The following is a 19,708-nucleotide window of genomic DNA, read 5'->3' on the forward strand; positions in this document are numbered from 1 at the left end:
CGCGGCCGTCACACAACCACAGACGGAGACAACTCGAATGAACGCAGACAGTGCAACGCCCGCCCGCTGGCGGCTGGTGGAGATATGGGGCGACACGGCCGACCTGGGCCACCTCGCGTGGTCGATCGCGATCGGCGTCGCGGTGAGCCTCACGGGCTACCTCGTGGCGAGCCGCGTGCTCGCGAGCGTGGTGAGCACGCCGGAGCTGGCGCGCGCCTACGCGATGCTCGCGGGCCTGGGCGGCTGCGTGGTCTCGGGCGTGATCTGCGCGAAGCTCTTCACGCCCAAGCGCGAAGTGGTCGAAGGCACCGCCGCCGATCCGCGCTGGCGCGAGGAGGTGCTGGCCGAGCTGGCCGCCGAACACGGCGGCCTGGGCTCGGTGGACGACCTGCCGCCGGTGGTGGTGCGCGAGATGAAGGAGCTCGAGATCTACGAGCTGTTCGCGTCGTACAAGCCCCAGGCCGCCAAGGCCGTTGAAGGAGCCGCCTCGTGATCGACGCTGCCCTGTTCAACCAGATCCTCGTCGCCACCGGCATGGGCCTCGTGGGCGCCATCGTGTTCGCGGCCATCGGCCTCGTCTCGGGCACCGACGAAACCACCACGCTCGCACCGCTCACGCTGCTGGTGGTGCTGCTGGGCGTGCCGCCCGAAGGCGTGTTCACCTTCTTCCTGGCGGCCGCCGTGGCCAAGCACATGACGCACGCAGTGCCCACCGCGCTGCTGGGCATTCCGGGCGACACCATGGCCACGCCGCTGCTGCAGGACGCCAACGTGCTGCGCAACCTGGGCGTGCCGCACATCGCGCTGCGCAAGATGGTGTCGGGCGCGATCATCGCGGCCTTTCTCGCGGTGCCGCTGGCCGTGCTGTTCGCGGTGCTTCTGGCGCCGTACGGCGCGGCCATCACCAAGGCGGCGCCGTGGATCTTCGTGGTGGCGGCCGTGGCCATCGCCTGGTTCTCGAGCGGACGCTGGGCCTCGGTGGCCACGCTGGTGCCCTTCGTGATGGTGATCGTGGCGCTGCAGGCGCTCACGGGCAAGTACGGCGTGAAGCTGAGCATCAGCTACTTCCTGGGCATCGCCATCGGGCCGCTGGTGGCCGATCTGTTCTCGGTGATCTCGCCGGCGGCGCGTGCGCGCATGAAGCGCGACAAGGTCCGCACCTTCTCGCTCGCGCCCGACGTGAAGGGCTGGTCGGGCTACTTCCCGAACCCGTTCAAGGTGCTCGACCGCGGCCAGGTGAAGTGGACCTTCGCGACCGCCGCGATCTCCAGCGCCACCTTCGTGTTCAGCCCGGTCGCGATGACGGTGGTGCTGGGCGAGCTGGTCGGCTCGCGCATCAAGCATGCGTACCACCGCCTCACCACCACGCTGGCCGCACGCAACGGCGTGACCGAGGCGACCTACATCGCCGAAGCGCTGATCCCGCTGATCGCCATCGGCCTGCCGCTGAGCCCCGTGGCGGCCGGCCCCGCCGCGCCGCTCTTCAATGCGCCGCCGGTGTTCACCATCGACTCGGCCACGGGCCAGACCCACAACCTGCACAACCTGCTGAACCACTGGGAGTTCCTGGGCTACGGCATGCTGGCCGTGGTGCTCGCGGCGCTGGTGGCCTACCCCTTCACGATGAACTTCGCGCGCCGCGCGGCGCTGTTCGTCTCGCGCAAGGTGAGCCACGAGGCGATCATCGCGACCTTCGTCGGCTTGATCGTGGTGATCAGCGTGTGGGAAGGCCAGCTGCTCGGCCTCCTGGTGATCCTCACGATGGGCCTGCTCGGCGGCCTCCTGTCGCGTGCCATCGGGTTCAACACGGGCGTGCAGTTCATGGGCTACTACACGGCGGTGCTGACGGTGCCGGCGGTGATCAAGGCCTTCTCCTGATCGGCCGGCCGCACACCAGCAGCGCGTCCAAGTGCCCAGGGCACTGGGTGCTTCCCGCAGCGAAATCAAGGAGGAGGGGCGAAGCCCCGGGGGACATTCGCGGAGGGAAGTGCCCGGTGGCCTGGGCACACGCCCTGAACACGCCGGCAGCCAGTCAGCGCTTCAACGCAGGCTTCTTCTTCGCCGGCTCATCCCCGCCAAACAGCTTCTCCACCTGCTGCCCCACGCGCGCCCCGATCGCCGTGCCCACCCCCGGCAGCACCGCGCTGCCGACCGCCGCCCCCGCGAGCGCGCCGCCGGTCATCGACACCTCGGGCTCGGCCACGGTGCCGCCGATCTTGAGCGGCACGCCGACCACGCCGTCGACGAGGTCCACCGCCATCTCACCCGACATCTGCCGGTTGAACAGCCGCAGGTTGCCGCTCGCGGTGAGCACGCCCGAGCGCGCCTTGAGGTTGGTGTAGCGCATCACGATGCCGTTGTCGGTGCCCTGGGTGTCGAGCGTGCCGGTGAGTTCGTCCAGCGCCGTGGTGCCGCCGCGGCTGATGCCGGCGGTGGTCACGGCCTTGGCGATGTCCAGCTTGGTCAGCGTGGCGGGCTGCACCGAGAAGGTGGTGCGCGTGTGCAGGCTGCGCATCAGCGCGCCCAGGTCCTGCGCCTTGTCGGCTTCGGCCACGAGCGTGGAACTTCCGCTGACCTTGCCGGCCACCGAGGTGCGCCGGCCGAAGGCCTGCACCAGCCCTTCGATGTCGATCTGGTGCGGGTCGAGTTCGGCCGACAGGCGCAGCGCGCCGCCGGGCAGCGTCTCGAAACGCGAGACACCGTTCCACGTGCCGCCTCCCACGTCGATGCGGGTGCGCCAGCGGTCCTGGCCGGCCTCGCGGTCCAGGCGCAGGCGCGCAGGCGGTGTCACGCCCGCCCGCTCCACGCGGGCCTGGCGCGGGCGCCACTGCGCGTCGAAGGCGATCTCGCCGTCGTAGGCGAGCGCAATGTCGCGCCGGTCGATCCAGACCACGTCGCGCCAGCGCAGCCGTTCCAGCGGGACAGGCGCCAGCGTCCAGGGCGCAGGCAGCGCGACGACATTGCCGCCCTCCTGCGGCCTGGGGCCCTTGCCGCGGAAGGCGCGCACCGACTCGCGCGGCAGCACGAGGCTTTCGATCTCGAGTGCGTCGACGGCGATCACGCGGTGCAGCAGCGGCGACAGCTGCAGCTGCGCCGTGACGCGGCGCAAGGTGATGGGACGCGGCTGGTCGGTGGCGATGTCCGAGAGCACGAGCACGGGGGTGGGCAGCAAGGCCCAGTGGGCGCCGCCGACCTTCAGGCCGACGCCGAAGCGCTGCGCGAAGGCCTCGGAGATCCGGGCTGCCACCTCGGCGTCGCTCGGCAGCCGCGAACTCACGAACGCCACCAGCGCGCCGATGCCCAGCAGCAGCACCGCCACCGAGCCCAGGAGCCACCGCCGCACCGAAGGGAAGGTCATCGGGCCAAGGTAGCACGCAAAGGCGACTGCGGTTGTCAGCCGTCGTCGCTATAGTGCCCTCGCACCCCCTGTATCGGAGACCCCTGCATGCGTATCTGGAAGAAAGACATCTCGGTCGAGTCGCTGACCGCCAACCACGTGGGCACGGCCGTGGCCGCCCTGGGCATCGAATTCCTGGAGGTGGGCGACGACTTCATCCGCGCCCGCGTGCCGGTGGACGAGCGCACCCGCCAGCCCTACGGCATCCTGCACGGCGGCGTGTCGGTGGTGCTGGCCGAGACGCTGGGCTCCTGCGGCGCGCACTACTCGGCCCCCGAAGGCGACCGCGCCGTGGGCCTGGACATCAACGCCAACCACATCCGCTCGGCCACCAGCGGCTGGGTCACCGGCACGGCGCGGCCGGTGCACCGCGGGCGCACCACGCAGGTCTGGCAGATCGACCTGACGAACGAGGCGGGCGAGCTGACCTGCGTCTCGCGCATCACCATGGCGGTGCTGCAGCCGCGCTGAGCGCGGGCGCCTCTTTTCATGCGCGTGGGCAACTGCTCAGGCGTTGCACCTGCCTGACCATGCGGCCGGTGCGCTCGGCGAGACAGGTGTTCCGTGCCGTGGGCTCCATGGAGCCACCGCCCCATTCCCGGGCCGCGCTCTTCGTGCAGGCCCGGTCGCGGGCCGCCTTCCAGCGTTCGACCTTGGCGTCGATCGCGCCCTTGCACTCCGGGCGCCCGCGCGCCTTGTCCGCCACCGCGCGATCGAGCGTCAGTTCAGCCGCCACGACATCGCGGTAGGCGCAGAAATACATGCGCTGCTGGTCGGCAGCGCAATCCACGGTCAGGTGGCGCAGTTCGTCTTCGGGGAGCTGGCTGCGCCGGGACAGTGCGGACAGGACCTCCTGGGCAGACGGCGTTTCGACCGACCTTTCGGGCGGCTGCGCACGCACCGACCCGCAAAGGCTCATGGCGATGAGCCACACGCACGCAGCGAGACGTGCTGCGCTCACCGGGAACCCGGCGCCGGCTGGAATGGCGCCACCTCTTCGCGGCGCCGGTTCACAAGCCCGGAAGATCGGACCGCCCGTCCTCTGCGGCCATTCGCACCTCTGGGATGAATGAAGACATGGTGTGTCATGTTCGCCGTCACATCCGCATGGCTGCCACGGTCCGCGGCGTCGAGTGTGCGGCGCGCGCCGGTCGGGCCCGCGTTGAAAGTAAAGCTCACCAGTGCATCGAACTGTTCCTGCGTGAGCGGATGACGGGTGACCCGTCGCCGCACCGTCCCCTCGGCCGCGGACACCCTGGACGCCAGCGATGCATCCACTTGCGCGGCCGTGACCGTGCGCGCCAGTTCCTCGGCCGTGCACCCGCCCAAGTGGGCCAGCGTGCCCGCGCCGAAGGTGCAGTTGTTCGCGACGTCGTTGTAGTACCGCAGAACGACGCGCTCCCGACGACGCAGTTCAGACATGCCGGCGGCGCTCATGTGCATGGTTTCGTTGGCCATTTTTCCTCCTGATTTGATGTGGTGACGCCGAGAGACTAGAGACACCCGGCGGGTCGGCATACCCAATCCATCACGGTTCGCTCTCGAATTACCGGTTCACATTCGTCGCACGCACGCTGGCCGCTGCGGCACTTCCCGGTGTTCAGCACGAAGCGCTTCGACCACAATCTCGCCCCAGGGAGCGCGTCGACCCCCCACACACACCAACCGAGGAGAAGAAAACACATGTTCAACTGGACTGAAAAGCCGGTGTCCACACTGGCCAACGGCGCCGTCATCGCGCCCGACGAGCGGCTGCCCTGGCTGCAGACCGGCGCGATGGGCATCCAGCACGTGATCGCCATGTTCGGCGCCACGGTGCTGGCGCCGATCCTGATGGGCTTCAACCCCAACATCGCGATCCTGATGAGCGGCATCGGCACGCTCATCTTCTACTTCGTGACCGGCGGCAAGGTGCCCAGCTACCTGGGCTCGAGCTTCGCCTTCATCGGCGTGGTGATCGCGGCCAGCGGCTATGCCGGCAAGGGGGCCAACGCCAACATCGCGGTGGCGCTGGGCGGCATCGTGGCCTGCGGGGTGGTCTACATCCTGATCGGGGCCATCGTGCAGGCCGTGGGCACGGGCTGGATCGAACGCTTCATGCCGCCCGTGGTCACGGGCGCCGTGGTGGCGGTGATCGGGCTGAACCTGGCGGGCATTCCCATCAAGAACATGGCGGCCAGCAACTTCGACTCGTGGATGCAGGCCGTGACCTTCCTGTGCGTGGGCCTGGTGGCGGTGTTCACGCGCGGCATGGTGCAGCGCCTCTTGATCCTCATCGGCCTGATCCTGGCCACGCTGGTGTACGCGGCGCTCACCAACGGCATGGGCCTGGGCAAGCCGGTCGACCTGAGCGGCATCGCCAACGCGGCCTGGTTCGGCCTGCCGACCTTCACGGCGCCGGTGTTCACGGCCAACGCGATGCTGCTGATCGCGCCCGTGGCGATCATCCTGGTGGCGGAAAACCTCGGCCACCTGAAGGCCGTGACGGCCATGACGGGCCGCAACCTCGACCCGTACATGGGCCGCGCCTTCATCGGCGACGGCATTGCCACGGTCATCAGCGGTTCCGCGGGCGGCACCGGCGTGACCACCTACGCCGAGAACATCGGCGTGATGGCGGCCACCCGCATCTACTCGACGGCGGTGTTCGTGGTGGCGGCGCTGATTGCGCTGGTGCTGGGCTTCAGCCCCAAGTTCGGCGCGCTGATCCAGGCGATTCCGCTGCCGGTGATGGGCGGCGTGAGCATCGTGGTGTTCGGCCTGATCGCCATTGCGGGCGCCAAGATCTGGGTCGACAACAAGGTCGATTTCTCGCAGAACAAGAACCTGATCGTGGCCGCCATCACGCTGATCATCGGCACGGGCGACTTCACGCTGAAGTTCGGCGACTTCGCCCTCGGCGGCATCGGAACCGCCACTTTCGGGGCGATCATCCTTTACGCCCTGCTGGGCCGTTCGCGCAACGCCTGAGGGCAGACAAAGTGAAACCTCGTGCAATAACTGTTGTGCGGGGTCAGTGAACACGGCGCCGGTCACCGGGCTTTGGCCGGCGCCCGTTAGACTCCAACGCTTTTCGCACCGACGTTCACACACGTTTTCCAATGGCCGATGTTTCCGCCGCTCGTACCAAGGCGGTTTTCGAATTCAAGAGCGCCACACTGCCGCTGATCGCAGTGATCCTCAAGACAGCCGACCTCGACGTGCTGGCCGAGGCGCTCGACGCCCAGTTGGCGGATTCGCCCGACTTCTTCGAGCAGGAGCCGGTGGTGATCGACCTCTCGATGCTGCAGGAACTGGCGGCCGAGGCCGACACTCCCGCCCCCGAGATCGACTTTGCCGCCCTGCGCAGCCTGCTGGCGCGCCACCAGACCCAGCCGATCGCCGTGCGCGGCGGCAGCCCCGAGCAGCATGCCGCGGCGCGTGAAGCCGGCCTGTCGGTGGCCGCCATGCCCTCGGCCCCCGCGCCCCGGCCGCCGGCCCCGCCCGCCGAGGCGCCTGCGGCCTCCGAGGCCCCGCAGATCGTGCGCGAGCTGCCGGTGCCGGCCAACGGCACGCTGCTGATCGACAAGCCGCTGCGCTCGGGCCAGCAGATCTACGCGCGCGGCGGCGACGTGGTGGTGACGGCCATCGTGAGCTTCGGCGCCGAAGTCATTGCCGACGGCAACGTGCATGTGTACGCGCCGCTGCGCGGCAAGGCCATTGCCGGGGCGCGCGGAAACACCGAGGCGCGGATCTTCTCGACCTGCATGGAAGCCCAGCTGGTGGCCATTGCGGGCATCTATCGCACGAACGAAGTGCCGCTGCCCGAGCCCGTGCTGGGCAAGCCCGCCCAGGTGCGCCTGGACGGCAAAAAAATAGCGATCGACGCGATTCCCTGATGAAAAACCAGGAACGCGGCAGCGCTGAGCATCAATCGACAACTGAATCGAAACAAGAAGGAATGGCGATGGCCAAAATTGTGGTGGTGACCTCGGGCAAGGGCGGCGTCGGCAAGACGACCACGAGCGCCAGCTTCGCGTCGGGCCTTGCGCTCGCCGGCAAGAAGACGGCCGTGATCGACTTCGACGTGGGCCTGCGCAATCTCGACCTGATCATGGGCTGCGAACGCCGTGTGGTGTATGACCTGATCAACGTGATCCAGGGCGAGGCCAACCTGAGCCAGGCGCTCATCAAGGACAAGCAGTGCGACAACCTGTTCGTGCTGGCCGCCTCGCAGACGCGCGACAAGGAAGCCCTGTCGCAGGAAGGCGTCGAGAAGATCCTGAACGACCTGTCGGCCATGGAGTTCGACTACATCATCTGCGACTCCCCCGCAGGCATCGAGACCGGCGCCATGATGGCGATGCACTTCGCCGACGAGGCGCTGATCGTCACCAACCCCGAAGTCTCTTCGGTGCGCGACTCGGACCGCATCCTGGGCATGCTCAGCAGCAAGACCAAGCGCGCCAAGGACGGCGGCGAGCCGATCAAGGAACACCTGCTGATCACCCGCTACAACCCGAACCGGGTGGCCGGCGGCCAGATGCTCTCGCTGGAAGACATCCAGGACATCCTGCGCATCAAGCTGATCGGCGTGATCCCCGAGTCGGAAAGCGTGCTGCACGCCTCCAACCAGGGCGTGCCCGCCATCCACGACAAGGACACCGACGTGGCCCAGGCGTACAGCGACGTGGTCGCGCGCTTCCTTGGCGAAGACAAGCCGATGCGCTTTGTCGACGCCGAGAAGCCCGGCTTCTTCAAACGGATTTTCGGGAGCAAGTAGGCATGTCGTTTCTTTCGTTCCTGCTTGGTGAGAAGAAGAAGACTGCGAGCGTCGCCAAGGAGCGCCTGCAGATCATCCTCGCTCACGAGCGCTCCAGCCTCAGCGGCAAGAAGCGCCCCGATTACCTGCCCGAGCTCCAGCGCGAGCTGGTGGCGGTGATTTCCAAGTACGTGTCGATCAACGCCGACGACATCAAGGTGCACCTGGAAACCCAGGACAACCTCGAAGTGCTGGACATCAAGATCGAACTGCCCGATCCGGTTCCGGCGCGCTGAGCGCCGCCAACCCGCCACCGCCCCGGGAGCCCGGGGCGGACCTGCTTGCTCACTCCTGTTGATCCGGGGCCGCAGCGGGCAGCGCCTCCACCCGCTGCGCCCACTCACGGGCCTTGTCCTCGTCGAAGAGCGGACTTTCGCGGTCGCCGTAGAACTGCGCCGCCAGGGATTCCACGCAGGCGCGCTGGCTCTCCAGGTTCTCTTCGCAGTCATCGAGCGCGGCGCCGGTGAGCAGCCAGCGCTCTGCGGCTGCCGCGTCTTCCGGCGCGCCCTGGCCCTGCATTCGCATCCAGCCCAGCCCAGCTCGTAGCAGGCCCAGCCCTGCTGGCGTTGGGTGCTGTCTTCCGCCACCTTCTGCAGCGCATAGAGGGCTTCGGCGTACAGGACGTTCACTTCCGCTTCTCCCTGGCCCTGTTCGGCCAGCGCCCCGGCGTGCCGGCACAGCGTGCGGCCGAGCTGCATCGTGGCGCTAACGTCGCCGGCTTCGTGGCCACGGCGGAAGTAGCCGATCGCCCGCGCCAGGTCGGGCTCCCCGGGTTCGCCGAGCTTGTGCGCCAGGCCGAGGTTGTAGAGCGCCATCGTGTGGTTGTGCTCGGCGGCCCGTTCGTAATGCCGCATGCCGCCTTCCAGGTCGCGCTCGCCCCCCTCGCCTTCGCTCAGCATGTAGCCGAGGTGGGCGTGCGTGGCGGCGTCGTCCTCGCCGCCATGGGCGATGGCGTGCAACAGCCAGGCGCGCGCCAGGGCGGGTTCGGCGCCGAGGCCGGCCGTGTCCCAGCGCAGCATCTTCGAGAGCTCGCACATCGCCACGGGCAGGCCGTCGGGCGACGCGGTGGCGGGGGCGTCGCCGGGCTCGCGCACGCCGGCGGCGCGTGCCATCCAGCGCAGGGCTTCGCGCGGGTCGGCCTCGACGCCCTCGCCGTCGCGCAGGTGGCAGGCCAGCTCGTAGGCGGCCCGCAGGTCGCCGGCGGCATGGCGCGCGGCCATGTGCTCGGTGTGCGCCTGCTCGCGGCCGTCGGCGTGCAGCCAGACGTACAGGCCGGTGTCGTTGCGCGCGGCCTGCACCGGCTCACCCGCGCTCCAGCGCTTGCACAGCGCCGAGCGGACCGCGACGGCCATCCAGCCGTCGGCGACCGACAACGCGGCGGTGATCCACGGGTAGGCCTGCGGGTGCAGCACGGCGCCATCGGCGCGCAGCACGCCCACGGCGAGTTGCCCCTTCTCGACCTTCGCGGCGCGCGGCACCGGATCGGCGACCAGCCAGCCGATGTCCTGCGTGCCCCAGGCCAGCGGCTGCAGCGTGCGGTGCCGGCACGGCACCAGCTCGCGGCCGGCGGCCACGTCGTAGATGCCGCGCAGCCACGGCGCGTTCTTCGCCGTGCGCCCGCCCTTGGACGCCACGCGCACCAGGTCGCGCCGGACCATGGCGTGCGCGCGCTCTTCGCCGGTCAGCGGCTCCAGGGTTTCGAAGCGGCCGTAGTCGAAGGGCACGAGCACGCGGCCCTGCCCATCGAGCAGGCCGCACAGGCCGTCGGCGCGTTCCACGGCGAAGCGCTTCGGCCGGGCCGGGGTGCCGCGTTCGTTCGACGGATCGTTGTCTTCGGCCGTCAGGATTTCGATGGGGTATTCCTCGAGCAGGTCGATCTGTTCGTACACCGGCTCGATCGCGACGCGGCCTTGCGCGTCCAGCAGCCCGCTCTTGCCGTCGCGCTTGGCGTCGAAGCCCTCCCAGTCGTGGCGCCACTGAAGGCTTTCGAAATCCGGCGGCACGGCCCATTCGCCGTCCGCGCGCACCAGCCCCCAACCGCCGTCGTCGCCGCGCACGGGGGCGAGGTCGAAAGGCGTGAAGTCTTCGGCTTCTTCGAACCGGGGCGCAATCGCCCATTGGCCCTGCAGGTCGATGTACCCGATGCGCTCGCCCACGCGGGCGCGCACCCGGCCTTCGACAAAGCTCCAGACCTCGTCGACCGAGGGCGCGAGCAGCCAGCTGCCGTCGGTGCGCAGCAGGCCGACGTGGTCGCCGACCAGCGCCGTCGCAACGTCGCCCTCGAACGCCCAGACCTCGTCGAGCTGCGGTTCGAGCAGCACGCGCGGCGCCTCGACGTCGGCGAGCAGCAGGCCGGAGCGCTCGCCTTGCGAGATCCAGAGCAGGCGCGGATCGTCGGCGCCGGCGTAGCGGATGTCGTCCCAGGCGGGCTCGACCACGGTCGTGCGCTGGCTGCGCCCGTCGTCCTCGTACACCACGCGCATCACGCCCCAGCGGCCGTCGACCTCGAAGCGCCAGAGGTCGCCGCCCAGGTGGTTGTCGTAGTCGGGGCGTTCGTCGTCGTCCTCGTCTTCTTCCGGCTCGAAGTCGGCAAAGCGCTCGTCGCGCGGCGCCTCGTAACCGTCGAAGTACGGATGCGACAGGCTGCCGAAGCCGAACTGCCAGGCCCAGGCCTCCCCGTCGGCGAAACGTTGGATGCCGAGTGCCGCGTCGACGCCCGGGTGGTTGCCGCCGTCGATGCAGCGCTGCACCTCGGCCCACAGTTCATTGCACTCGCGGCGGTTGCGTTCGATGAAGCCCTCGCCTTCCGTGTCGCCGCCGAGCCAGGACAGCTCGTCGAGATTGGCGGAAAAGCGCGGCGCGCTGCCGTCCGGCGTGTCGTCGATCAGCTCGGCCAGGTGCAGCGCCACGGCCTCGAACTGCAGCGCGATCTGCGGCAGCGTGTGCAGCATCGGGTGCCGCTCGACAAAGGCGTGCAGCTGCCGGATGCGCGCGAGCGCGGCGTGCGCGTCGCTGGCGAGGTTGTCGGTGCCGGCATCGCCGACGACGCGCTGGTGGTCGATGGCGTCGCCGGCCGCGCCATCGGCCAGCAGGAGCTGCCAGAGCACGGGGAAGTTGTTGTTGGCTTCGGCGATTTCGTCGGCCGATGCGTCTTCGGTGTCGGGAAGACTGTGTTCGAGATAGAGCCAGGAACGATTGCCCATGTGTGGTCGTGTGCGTCGTCCACGGCGAAGGCCATGGGTGGCGCCCAGTTTAGGGGCGCCGTTTCGCGCGCACGTGACCGCCGGCCGCTACGCCAGGAACTGCGTGACCTGCGCGAGCACGGCCTGCTCCTTGAGGATGCGACGGTGGCCCCAGCCCTGCGTGGGAAAGAGCCGCGCGCCGGCGATCGCGTCGCGAAAGGCCTCGGCGTCGGCGAAGCGGTTCACGCGGTCGTCGCGGTCATGCACGATGAGCGTGGGCTGCGCGATGCGCGGGCCCACGGCGGCGGGCTCCAGCTGCTGCATCAGGATGCCCTCGCGTGCCTCGATCAGTCGCTGCATGCCCGCGCGCGTGCGCTCGCTGAGGCCGAACACCTGCGCGAAGTAGCGCGTGTACTCGCGCGGCGATGCGGGCGGCGCCAGCAGCACCAGCCGCTGCGCCGGCAGCCCGCGCCCCGCCGCATAGGCCAGTGCATTGGCCCCCAGCGAATGCGCGACCGCCGCGCGCAGCACGTGCCCGTCGGCGCCCAGCCGCGCCGCCACGTAGTCGATGGCGCGCGCGAACTGCGGCAGGTTGCTGGCCGTGCCCGCGCTGCGGCCGTGGGCCGGCATCTCCAGCAGCACGGGCCGCAGGCCTTGCGCAGCGATGGCCAGCGCCAGCGGCAGCATCTGGCCCGCGTGGCCGCCCCAGCCGTGCACCAGCAGCACGACCGGCGCCGACTCGGCGCCCGAGTCCTGCGCGGCGAGGTGGTAGATGCCCAGGTTCGCGTCTTCGAACGACCAGGCCTCGCGGCGCCAGTCGGCACCGGGCTGCTGGCCGCGGTACAGCCATTTGGGCGGCAGCGGCGTGCCGAACACGCGGTAGGCCGCGCGCACGCCGAGCGCGGGCCACAGACGCTGCGAGGCGCCGAGGCCGAAGCGCATCGCGCGCATCAGCGGGCTGGCGCTGTAGTAGCCCACGGGGGCGGTGGTGTGGGTGGTGGTGGTCATGAGGAAGGCTTTCGTTCAGGGGCTCAGTACCAGACCCAGTCCTGGTTGCTGCGCGGCAGGCTGCGCAGCGTGTCCTGCACGCCGCGCACACCGAGGAGCACCGCGTAGGCGGCGAGAAAGAGGGCAATGATCAGCATGGTGCTTCTCCTTTTTTATCGCACGATGGTGCGAAATTAAGGCAAACGAAGAGGCGATGGCCGTCGTCTGCGGGTGCGCCTCAGGCGCGGTAGCTGGAAAGAAGGCGCTGCCAGGTCTGGCCCGCGCGCTCGGCCGCATGCCCGTCGCGCAGGAAGCGCGCGTCGTGCAGCTGGTTCATCATGATTCCGTTGATCTCGCTCACGAGCTGGGCGGGATCGGTGTCGGCCTGGAGCTCGCCGGTCTCGACCGCCTGCAGCACCGTGCGACGCAGCGCGGCACGCCAGCGCGTGATCTCGTCGAAGAGCAGGTCGCGCAGCTCGCCTTCGCGGTCGTCGAACTCGAAGGCCCCGGCCACGTAGAGGCAGCCGTTCTGCGCTTCGACGTCGCGCGTGCGGGCGATCCAGCGCGCCACGATGTCGTTCAGGCGGGGCAGGCCCTTGGGCTTCTGCATGGCGGGCACAAACACCTCGGCCAGGAAGCCGCGGCCGTACTCCTCGATGACGGCCTTCTGCAGCGCCTCGCGCGACCCCACGCGCGAGAACACGCCGCTCTTGGACAGCCCCAGGCGGCTCGCCACGGCCTGCAGCGAGATCGCCTCCAGCCCTTCGGCCAGCGCGAGATGCATCGCCGCGCCGACGATGGCGGCGCGGGTGAGTTCGCTTTTCTGGGTCTTGGCGTCCATGCGGCGGACTTTAGCACAGTCGTGCGAAATATCAACTTCCCCATGCAGAATGGCTTCATAGATGTTTTGCTCATGTGGAACCAACAAACGCATCGTTCCCCGCATAAGCACTTCTGCCGAGAATCGCCGGTCGGCCCCGACCCGGGGTCCGGACCTCTTTTCACCTCCTGCGCGCCCGATGAACTTTCAACAACTGCGCTCGGTACGCGAGGCCGTTCGTTGCGGCTTCAACCTGACCGAGGTCGCCCACACCCTTCACACCTCGCAGCCCGGCGTGAGCCGGCAGATCCGCGAACTCGAGGAAGAGCTCGGCATCGAGCTCTTCGTGCGCGCCGGCAAGCGGCTCACGGGCCTCACCGAGCCCGGCGGCCACGTGCTGCCGATCATCGAGCGCATGCTGATGGAAAGCAGCAACCTCAAGCACGCGGGCCAGGAGTTCGTGGCGCAGCAAAGCGGCCTGCTCTCGGTGGCGGCCACGCACTCGCAGGCGCGCTATGCGATGCCCGTGGCGGTGCAGGAATTCCGCGCGCAATTCCCGAACGTGAAACTGCACCTGCACCAGGGCTCGCCCAAGCAGATCGCGCAGATGCTGCTCGACGGCGAGGCCGACGTGGGCATTGCCACCGAGGCGCTGGGCGACTACCCGCAGCTGGTCGCCCTGCCCTGCTACCGCTGGACGCACTCGGTGATCGTGCCGCCGGGGCATCCGCTGCTCGACGCGCCGCTCACGCTCGAGGCGCTCACGCAGCATCCGCTGATCACCTACGACACCGGCTTCACGGGCCGCTCGCGCATCGACGAGGCCTTTGAACAGCGCGGCCTGCAGCCCAACATCGTGCTGGCCGCGATGGACGCCGACGTCATCAAGACTTATGTGCAGCTGGGCTTGGGCGTGGGCATCGTCGCCGGCGTGGCCTACGAGGCCGAGCGCGACACGCAGCTGCGCGCGCTCGATGCGGGGCGGCTGTTCGGCATCAACCTCACCAAGCTCGCGGTGCGGCGCGGCACCTACCTGCGCAAATATGTCTACGCGTTCATCGAGTCGTTTGCGCCGACATTGACGCGTGCCATTGTCGAGAAGGCCTTGGGCGACGAGGTCAAGGTGTCTCACTACGAGATTTAGCTCAAGCGCAACGAAATCGACACTTCCGGCTCCAGGGTTGAAAAGAATGCGCGCAGCTTCACACAAGCGGCGTACATTCGGGTTAATTCCTTGGCTCCCGGAACGGATCAGCAATGGCATCGACTTCGCAGCAGCAGCAGCAACTACAGGCCACCCGGGCCGCCCAAAAGGCGGCCGATGCAGCGGAGAAACGCGAACGCCTGAAACGTGCCCTGCCCGCCACGGTCGAGCTGCTGCAAAGCCGCCAGGCCGATCGCATCGACGATCGCGACATCGACGCCTACGTCGATCTCAACTGGCTCGAATGGCATGGCGGCGGTTTGCGCCTCACCATCACCGGGCGCAACGTGTGCGCCCAGTCGGCCGCCACCGCGGTGGCCTGACACCCTTCTCCCCAAAGAAAAACCGCCACAGTCTCCTGTGGCGGTTTTTGCATGTGCGGCGTACGCGGGGTGCGAAGGCTTACTGACCCGCGATGATCTGCGCGATGAGGCCGGTGGCAATGGCCGCGAGCACGTAGTCGCCGCCCACACCCACCCACTGGTAGCCGCGCGGCGGCTGCTGCAGGCGGTAGGCGCGCCAGTCGTTCACCACGTAGTTGCGGCCCCGGTACTCGGTCGGCACGCGGCCGCCTCGGCGCCACTCGGTGTGCGGCTGCGGGAAGCCCCGGCGGTCGAACTGGCGGCCGTCGCGGAAGTCCTGGTCGCCGCGGTAGCCGGCGTGGGGGCCGCGGTGCGAACGGTGATCGTCGCGCTGGTCATAACGGCCGCCGCCAGGACGGTGGTCGTCGCGCTGCTCGTAGCGCCCGCCGCCCGGGCGTTGGTCGTCGCCCCGGCGATCTTGCGCCAGAGCGCTGCCTGCTGCCAGGGACAGTGCGAGCGCCGCAACGGCGGCAGTGGTCAGGCGCTTGGTACGGAAGATCATCTGGAACTCCTTTGGTGTGTCTGTGATGACGCCTCCATTGTGTGCAGCGCATGTGTCTGCTTGCGATGCTTCAGGTCGCCGCCCGATGAAATACGGTAAGCGCAGGTATCCGCGCGGCGTGTTGTCCTGCACGCCCACGACGCATGTCACGCATTTCACGCGGGTGCGTAGCGGTTCAGCACCATGCCGCAGTCGTAGGCGGTCGATCCGAGCAGGCGCAGCGCATGGCCATGGCGCGTGTCGTGGAACAGCGAGCGGCCCGCGCCGACGGCCGTGGGGTTCACGAAGAACTGGAACTCGTCGACCAGCCCCGCCGACGTGAGCGACGACGCAAAGCCGACACCGCCGATGGTCAGGATGTCCTGGCCCGGCTGGCGCTTGAGCGCGTTCACTTCGTCGGCCATGGCGCCGCGCGCGATGTCGGTGCGCTCCCAGCGCGAGGCCTGCAGCTTGTTGGTGAGCACGACCTTGCGTGCGTCAACCACCCGCTGGGCAAAGGCGTAGTCGGGGTTCGCAGGAAAGCGCATCGCCGCGCGGCCCCAGTGGTCGAGGTAGCCCTCCTCGATGATCTTGCGGCTCAGCAGGAGCGTGTCGACGCCCGCGAACACGGCGTTGAAATCGCGCTTGAGCACCGCATCCCAGCGCCACCGGTCGCCCCACCCCCACAGCTGCCAGTCGAGATCGCCGTTGGCCGGCGACACATACCCGTCGACCGACATCTGCATTTGCACGATGAGCTTTCGCATCGGAGCCTCCTGAAAGTCGCTTGCGCAAACCGATCTTGAAATGCAAGCAGTTTCAGTATTCTCAAACCGATGCGAAAATGCAAGCAGTTTCTTGAACCGGCGGAATCCCGATGGCCATCCAGCAGAAGTCCCTGTGCCCGATCAACCTCGCGCTCGAAGTCGTTGGCGACCGCTGGAGCCTGCTGATCGTTCGCGACCTGATGTTTGCGGACAAGCGGCACTTCCGCGAGTTCCTGCAGTCCGAGGAAGGCATCTCCTCGAACATCCTCACGGAGCGGCTGAACACGCTGGTCGAACACGGCGTGCTCAGCAAGACCGACGACCCCACGCACAAGCAGAAGGCGCTCTACAGCCTCACGCCGGTGGGCATCGACCTGCTGCCGGTGATCACGCAGCTCGGCATCTGGGGGCGCAAGCACCGGCCGGTGACGGCCGAGAGCGGCGCGCCCGCGGCCGCGCTGGAAAAGGGCGGGCCGGCGCTGCAGAAGAAGATGCGGGCCGCGCTGCGCAAGGCGCACCTGGGCAGCCGCTAGGGCTGCGCCCTACCCGCCCACCGTGCTGTTCGCCGCGTCGGCACGCACGCGGCCTTGCGCCTCCAGCGCGTCCACCGGCGGCAAGTCGAGTTCGATCCACGCGCCGTGCGCGCGTGCGAGGTCGAAGGTGCCGGTCGATTGCGGCCGGTCGGTGTGCAGCACCAGCGCGTAAGGGCCTTCGCCGCGCACGGCGAGGCGCTGCGCGAGCGCGTCGCCGCCCAACTCCGCCGCCGTGGCGCGGTCGCGCGGCGACGACAGCACGAGCACGCTGCTGCCCAGGGCGATCACCGCCACGCGCACCTGGCTGGCAGGCACGGCCACAGGTTCGCCGATGTGCGTGCTCGTGTCGTCGGAGACCGTGCCCAGCAAGGCGCGGTAGCGCGCCAGCGTGGCGTCGAGATCGCGCACGGCGATGGCCAGGCTGGCCACGCCGAGCACGCCGTTGGGGTGCACGCGCGCGGCGCCCTCGGGCACGCGCAGGGCGCGCCGCGTGAGGTCGCCGCACAGGAACGGCAGGTCGGCCGACGGGGCGCGCGCGGTCTGCCAGCGCAGGTGTTCGCCGTCGGGGCGCACGCGCCCGCCGTCGAGCGGGCCTTCGAGCACGAGGCCGCGCGCTTTCGCATCGGCCACGGTGACGGCGGTGTCGCGCGGCAACAGGGCGAAGTCGACGATGCCTTCGCCGTGCCGCTGCAGCAGCTGCCACCAGCGCTCGGCGGGCGCCGGTTCGCGCCACGCGATGAGTTCGAAGTAGCTGCCGTCGCTGAACACGACGAGCGCGTTGTGCGTGCTGCGGCCCGGATGGTCGCCGCCGCGCAGCACGTGGAAGCCGAGCGCGGCGTAGTCGGCAATGGTGCGTTCGAGGTCGTGCACGGCGATCACGACGTGGTCGAGGGTCAGGGGCATGGTGAAGGTCTTCCTCGCAGGAAAAGGGGCGTCGGCGTCAGGAGGCGGTGCGGGCAGCGCCCTCGCCGCCCAGGTAGGCGTCGCGGATGCGCGCGTCGGCCAGCAGCGCGCGCGCCGGGCCCGAGAGCACGATGCGGCCCGTCTGCAGTACGTAGCCGTGGTGCGCGATCTGCAGCGCGAGGCTGGCGTTCTGCTCGACCATGAAGACCGAGACGCCCTGCGCGTTGATGCGCGCGATGAGCTCGAGCACCTTGTCGACGTACAGCGGCGACAGGCCCATGGTGGGCTCGTCCATGCACAGCAGCTGCGGCCGGCCCATGAGCGCACGCGCCATGGCCACCATCTGCTGCTCGCCGCCCGAGAGCGTGCCGGCCAGGAAGCCCAGGCGCTGCGCCACGCGCGGGAACAGCTCGAGCATGCGTTCCAGGTCCTCGGCCACGCCCGCGCGGTCGCGGCGCGCATAGGCGCCCATGAGCAGGTTCTCGCGCACGGTCATCGCGGGGAACAGGCGGCGCGCTTCGGGCACCGAGCCGATGCCCTTGCGGATGATCTGCGGCGTGCTCAGGCCGAGCGTCGATTCGCCGTTGAAGCGGACCTCGCCCGAGCGCGGCTTGAGCAGGCCGAGCACGATCTTCATCGTGGTCGACTTGCCGCTGGCGTTGCCGCCGAGCAGGCTGACGATCTGGCCCTTGCGCACTTCGATGTCGAGGTCGAAGTGCGCCTGCACGGGGCCGTAGAAGCTGTTGACCTTCTGGAGCTGCAGCAGGGGCGCAACAGCACTCGCCGGTGCTTGCGCGAGGGCGCGTTCAGGAAGATCGTCGTTTCTCCCCTCTCCCCAGAGGGAAGAAGGCGACAGGCCAGTGCGGGCGACAGTGGCGATCATGCGGGCACCGCTTCTTCCTGCGCTTCGCCGACCTGGCGATGGCCGAGGTAAGCCTCGATCACCGCGGGGTCGTTGCGCACGTCGTCGGGCAGGCCTTCGGCGATCTTGCGGCCGTCGTCGAGCACGGCCACGCGGTCGGACAGCTGCATCACGAGGTCGAGCTTGTGCTCGATCAGCAGGATGGTCTGGCCGCGCGCCTTGAGGCCGCGAATGATCTCCAGCATCTCGGCCGTCTCGCTCTCGTTCATGCCGGCCGTGGGCTCGTCGAGCAGCAGCAGGCGCGGTCGCAATGCGAGGGCACGCGCGATCTCCACGCGGCGGCGGTTGGCGTACGAGAGGCTGTAGGCCGGATGGTCGGTGCGCGGCGTGAGCCGTTCGCCGAAGAGCGCGATGATCTCGCGCGCCTCGTCGCGCAGCGCTTCTTCCTCGCGCCGCACGGCCCCTGGCTGCACCAACGCAAGGGCCAGCTCGGCCAGCGCACCCAGGCCCGGCACACCGCCCACGCGCGGTTTCACGGCGCGCAGCCGCGTGTGCGCGCCGACCAGCACGTTGTCGAGCACCGAGAGGTTCGCGAACACGCGCCCGTGCTGGAAGGTGCGCGCGAGGCCGCGCTGTGCGAGCTCTTGCGCGGGCAGGCCGGTGATGTCGTGGCCGTCGAAGCGCACCTGCCCGGCGTCGGGCTTGTCGAGGCCGGTGACGAGGTTGAACAGCGTGGTCTTGCCCGCACCGTTCGGGCCGATCACGCTGAGCAGTTCGCCCTCGCCCACCTGCAGGTCGACGGCGTTGACGGCCGTGAGCCCGCCGAAGCGGCGCACGAGGCCGCGAACCTCAAGCAGCGACGGCATCGGCGACCTTCGCCTTCGAGTTCACGAGCTTCACCTCGGCGCGGATGGACTGCGGGTTGCGCAGCAGATTGAGGATGGGGCAGTTGCGCTCCACCGCTTCGAACAGCGCATCGATCTCTTCGCGGCTCGCGGGCGAATCGATGTGCACCGTGTAGCCGATCTCGTGCGGCCAGATCGGCGTCTGCTCGTGGCCCGGCTTGCCGCCGCGCGGGTCGATGACGCCGGTCACCTCGACCTCGAGGCTTTCGAGCGGCACCTGGCGTTCGGCCGCCTGGATCAGGAAGATGTGCGTCACGCAAGTGCCGAGCACGCCCAGCTGCAGCTCGGGCGAACTCGGGCCGAGGTTGTAGCCCGCGAAATCGGGCGGGCTGTCGCTGATGACCTGGTGCTCGCGGATGCGCAGGCGGCGCACGCCGCTGCGGCCTTCGGCGCGCACGCTGGCCTTGAGCTGCGAAGGCTGCGCAGTGCCGGCCGCGACGGCGGCGTTGCGTGCCAGCACGGCGGCGCGTTTCTCGGCGAGGTAGTCGTTGAGGTGGCTCATGG

The 19,708-nt window shown here is 69.1% G+C and carries 21 protein-coding genes and 1 pseudogene; 10 read left to right on the forward strand and 12 right to left on the reverse strand.

The window, feature by feature from the left end; genetic code table 11:
• Positions 1–37 precede the first annotated feature (37 nt).
• Both AC3WQM_RS27720 and AC3WQM_RS27725 read left to right on the forward strand, forming a co-directional pair.
• Positions 38–493: a hypothetical protein gene (locus tag AC3WQM_RS27720; protein ID WP_492683244.1), complete on the forward strand. Its 456-nt coding sequence runs from the start codon at positions 38–40 to the stop codon at positions 491–493.
• Positions 494–534: 41 nt separating this feature from the next.
• Positions 535–1,878 carry a tripartite tricarboxylate transporter permease gene (locus tag AC3WQM_RS27725; protein WP_159274353.1) on the forward strand — a complete coding sequence of 448 codons (1,344 nt, stop codon included), beginning with the start codon at positions 535–537 and terminating at the stop codon, positions 1,876–1,878.
• Between the two features lie 154 nt (positions 1,879–2,032).
• Here AC3WQM_RS27725 and AC3WQM_RS27730 read toward each other — a convergent pair whose 3' ends face one another.
• Complete coding sequence (locus tag AC3WQM_RS27730) at positions 2,033–3,358, reverse strand: AsmA family protein (RefSeq protein WP_492683245.1); 1,326 nt, start codon at positions 3,356–3,358, stop codon at positions 2,033–2,035.
• 87 nt (positions 3,359–3,445) lie between these two features.
• On the opposite strand from AC3WQM_RS27730, the gene AC3WQM_RS27735 reads away from it, so the two are divergent.
• Complete coding sequence (locus AC3WQM_RS27735) at positions 3,446–3,868, forward strand: hotdog fold thioesterase (protein ID WP_159274265.1); 423 nt, start codon at positions 3,446–3,448, stop codon at positions 3,866–3,868.
• A 16-nt stretch (positions 3,869–3,884) separates the two neighbouring features.
• Here the strand turns inward: AC3WQM_RS27735 and AC3WQM_RS27740 are convergent, their stop codons facing one another.
• Together AC3WQM_RS27740 and AC3WQM_RS27745 are read right to left on the reverse strand one after the other, a co-directional pair.
• Positions 3,885–4,331: a lysozyme inhibitor LprI family protein gene (locus AC3WQM_RS27740; RefSeq protein ID WP_492683246.1), complete on the reverse strand. Its 447-nt coding sequence runs from the start codon at positions 4,329–4,331 to the stop codon at positions 3,885–3,887.
• 23 nt (positions 4,332–4,354) lie between these two features.
• Positions 4,355–4,855, reverse strand: coding sequence for a glycoside hydrolase family protein (locus AC3WQM_RS27745; RefSeq protein WP_489062281.1), 501 nt, complete (start codon positions 4,853–4,855; stop codon positions 4,355–4,357).
• Positions 4,856–5,080: 225 nt separating this feature from the next.
• Here AC3WQM_RS27745 and AC3WQM_RS27750 point away from each other — a divergent pair, with 225 nt between their 5' ends.
• The 4 genes from AC3WQM_RS27750 (at position 5,081) to minE (ending at position 8,434) form a co-directional block, all read left to right on the forward strand.
• Positions 5,081–6,367: a solute carrier family 23 protein gene (locus tag AC3WQM_RS27750; protein WP_492683247.1), complete on the forward strand. Its 1,287-nt coding sequence runs from the start codon at positions 5,081–5,083 to the stop codon at positions 6,365–6,367.
• A gap of 131 nt (positions 6,368–6,498) precedes the next feature.
• Positions 6,499–7,275 (forward strand): septum site-determining protein MinC, encoded by a 777-nt coding sequence (gene minC / locus AC3WQM_RS27755; RefSeq protein WP_099794337.1) that lies wholly within the window; start codon positions 6,499–6,501, stop codon positions 7,273–7,275.
• 68 nt (positions 7,276–7,343) lie between these two features.
• Entirely contained in the window at positions 7,344–8,159 is an 816-nt protein-coding gene (gene minD / locus AC3WQM_RS27760) for a septum site-determining protein MinD (RefSeq protein WP_095747381.1), read from the forward strand.
• A 2-nt stretch (positions 8,160–8,161) separates the two neighbouring features.
• Positions 8,162–8,434, forward strand: coding sequence for a cell division topological specificity factor MinE (gene minE / locus AC3WQM_RS27765; protein WP_056574726.1), 273 nt, complete (start codon positions 8,162–8,164; stop codon positions 8,432–8,434).
• Positions 8,435–9,028: 594 nt separating this feature from the next.
• Here minE and AC3WQM_RS27770 read toward each other — a convergent pair.
• From AC3WQM_RS27770 to AC3WQM_RS27780, 3 genes and pseudogenes are all read right to left on the reverse strand, one after another.
• Positions 9,029–11,401: pseudogene (locus AC3WQM_RS27770) on the reverse strand (SEL1-like repeat protein); the annotation flags it as partial.
• Positions 11,402–11,488: 87 nt separating this feature from the next.
• The gene (locus AC3WQM_RS27775; protein WP_487847749.1) at positions 11,489–12,388 is read right to left on the reverse strand and encodes an alpha/beta fold hydrolase; all 900 of its coding nucleotides are present in this window, start codon (positions 12,386–12,388) and stop codon (positions 11,489–11,491) included.
• A gap of 217 nt (positions 12,389–12,605) precedes the next feature.
• Complete coding sequence (locus AC3WQM_RS27780) at positions 12,606–13,208, reverse strand: TetR/AcrR family transcriptional regulator (protein ID WP_062473724.1); 603 nt, start codon at positions 13,206–13,208, stop codon at positions 12,606–12,608.
• A 178-nt stretch (positions 13,209–13,386) separates the two neighbouring features.
• On the opposite strand from AC3WQM_RS27780, the gene AC3WQM_RS27785 reads away from it, so the two are divergent.
• A complete protein-coding gene (locus AC3WQM_RS27785; RefSeq protein WP_062473726.1) occupies positions 13,387–14,331 on the forward strand; it encodes a CysB family HTH-type transcriptional regulator in 945 nt (314 codons plus the stop codon).
• 113 nt (positions 14,332–14,444) lie between these two features.
• Positions 14,445–14,714: a hypothetical protein gene (locus tag AC3WQM_RS27790; RefSeq protein WP_070061423.1), complete on the forward strand. Its 270-nt coding sequence runs from the start codon at positions 14,445–14,447 to the stop codon at positions 14,712–14,714.
• Between the two features lie 79 nt (positions 14,715–14,793).
• On the opposite strand, the gene AC3WQM_RS27795 is transcribed toward AC3WQM_RS27790, so the two are convergent.
• Both AC3WQM_RS27795 and AC3WQM_RS27800 read right to left on the reverse strand, forming a co-directional pair.
• A complete protein-coding gene (locus AC3WQM_RS27795; RefSeq protein ID WP_489062286.1) occupies positions 14,794–15,255 on the reverse strand; it encodes an RcnB family protein in 462 nt (153 codons plus the stop codon).
• A 155-nt stretch (positions 15,256–15,410) separates the two neighbouring features.
• Entirely contained in the window at positions 15,411–16,001 is a 591-nt protein-coding gene (locus tag AC3WQM_RS27800) for a dihydrofolate reductase family protein (RefSeq protein ID WP_492683248.1), read from the reverse strand.
• Positions 16,002–16,111: 110 nt separating this feature from the next.
• On the opposite strand from AC3WQM_RS27800, the gene AC3WQM_RS27805 reads away from it, so the two are divergent.
• The gene (locus AC3WQM_RS27805) at positions 16,112–16,534 is read left to right on the forward strand and encodes a winged helix-turn-helix transcriptional regulator (protein WP_492683249.1); all 423 of its coding nucleotides are present in this window, start codon (positions 16,112–16,114) and stop codon (positions 16,532–16,534) included.
• 9 nt (positions 16,535–16,543) lie between these two features.
• On the opposite strand, the gene AC3WQM_RS27810 is transcribed toward AC3WQM_RS27805, so the two are convergent.
• From AC3WQM_RS27810 to AC3WQM_RS27825, 4 genes are read right to left on the reverse strand one after another with little or no spacing between them, the layout of a single operon-like run.
• Entirely contained in the window at positions 16,544–17,437 is an 894-nt protein-coding gene (locus AC3WQM_RS27810) for a VOC family protein (RefSeq protein ID WP_492683250.1), read from the reverse strand.
• 37 nt (positions 17,438–17,474) lie between these two features.
• Positions 17,475–18,320, reverse strand: a complete 846-nt coding sequence (locus tag AC3WQM_RS27815) for an ABC transporter ATP-binding protein (protein WP_492683251.1) — start codon at positions 18,318–18,320, stop codon at positions 17,475–17,477.
• On the reverse strand, positions 18,317–19,165 hold the full coding sequence (locus tag AC3WQM_RS27820; protein ID WP_307696828.1) for an ABC transporter ATP-binding protein: 849 nt from the start codon (positions 19,163–19,165) through the stop codon (positions 18,317–18,319). The genes AC3WQM_RS27815 and AC3WQM_RS27820 overlap by 4 nt, the downstream gene beginning before the upstream one ends.
• Complete coding sequence (locus tag AC3WQM_RS27825; RefSeq protein WP_492683252.1) at positions 19,149–19,706, reverse strand: OsmC family protein; 558 nt, start codon at positions 19,704–19,706, stop codon at positions 19,149–19,151. The genes AC3WQM_RS27820 and AC3WQM_RS27825 overlap by 17 nt, the downstream gene beginning before the upstream one ends.
• Between the last annotated feature and the right edge of the window lie 2 nt (positions 19,707–19,708).

Source organism: Variovorax sp. FW301-JW7, from assembly GCF_058788795.1.